The sequence below is a fragment of the Salinivibrio sp. MA427 genome, assembly GCF_001996115.1.
Lineage (GTDB): Bacteria > Pseudomonadota > Gammaproteobacteria > Enterobacterales > Vibrionaceae > Salinivibrio > Salinivibrio costicola.
Map to the genome: position 1 here is coordinate 1 of NZ_MUFH01000459.1, position 1408 is coordinate 1408.

Consider the following 1408-nt stretch of genomic DNA (forward strand, 5'->3'; position numbering starts at 1 on the left):
GTTTAGCGGTTCGTCAAGATAACGCCGGTAACCTATTCATTCGTAAACCAGCCACTCCCGGCATGGAGAACCGCAAGGGCGTAGTCTTACAAGCCCACCTCGATATGGTGCCTCAGAAGAATGAAAATACCGATCACGATTTTACCCGCGATCCTATTCGTCCCTATGTGGATGGGGAGTGGGTCACTGCCGATGGCACCACGTTAGGTGCGGATAACGGTATGGGGATGGCATCCTGCCTTGCTGTTCTCGATGCCGATGATATCGAGCACGGTCCACTTGAAGTATTGCTCACCACCAACGAAGAAGCAGGTATGGATGGCGCGTTTGGGCTTGAAGCAGGCTGGCTAACAGGTGACATACTGCTCAATACCGACTCAGAGCAAGAAGGGGAAGTGTACATGGGCTGCGCGGGTGGCGTGGATGCCAGTATGCATTTTCCACTCGAGCGACAAGCGATAGAGGAAGATCTGGCACGCTTTACGATTGGCATTAAAGGATTAAAAGGGGGCCACTCGGGCGTGGATATTCACACGGGCCGAGCGAATGCCAATAAATTATTAGCCCGTTTTCTGAGCCATCATCTTGATGATGTCGACATGAGCCTACTCGCGATACGTGGTGGTACATTACGCAATGCCATTCCTCGTGAAGCGTTTGCCGATATTGCCGTGCCTGCATCGCAAAAAGACGCACTGGCTGGCGCTGTTGACCGGTTCGCGACGCTGCTACAAGACGAGTTAGGCCGCTTGGAAGAGCAAGTGACCTTGGTAATGGAATCCACTGACAATGCAACTGATCCTCTCACACGCGCCGTCCAATCACGTTTATTAGCGGCCTTAAATGCTGCGCCTAACGGGGTAGTGAGAATGAGTGATGATGTCCCTGGCGTGGTCGAAACATCACTTAACCTCGGCGTGATTAATACTGAGGAAGATAAAATTACCGCCTTATTTCTGATCCGTTCATTGATCGACTCAGGCCGTGAGAACGTGCAAAGCATGCTGCAATCACTGGCAAGCTTAGCGAATGTTAATGTCGATTTTTCAGGCGCCTACCCAGGTTGGAAACCGGATCCCGATTCAGAGATTATGCATATTTTCCGCGATACCTATGAAGGAATCTATCAGCGTAAACCTGACATCATGGTCATTCATGCGGGGCTAGAGTGTGGCCTATTTAAACAGCCCTATCCCAACATGGATATGATTTCATTTGGTCCGACTATCAAGTTTCCGCATTCTCCCGATGAGAAAGTAAATATCGATAGTGTTGGGCACTATTGGCAACAAATGCAGGCGATTTTAAAAGCGATTCCAGTTAAAACGGCCTAGCCGAGTAGACTCAGTTGGGGGGCGGTATCGTCTCCCAACCCAACCGACAAACCAATCAGGCGAATACCTCGCCC

Annotated in this window: 1 protein-coding gene; it reads left to right on the forward strand. The window is 50.4% G+C overall.

Annotated elements, in window-relative coordinates; translation table 11 throughout:
* The coding region (locus BZG79_RS15575) for an aminoacyl-histidine dipeptidase (protein ID WP_108743324.1) at positions 1-1334 on the forward strand (1334 nt) is incomplete at its 5' end.
* Positions 1335-1408 lie beyond the last annotated feature (74 nt).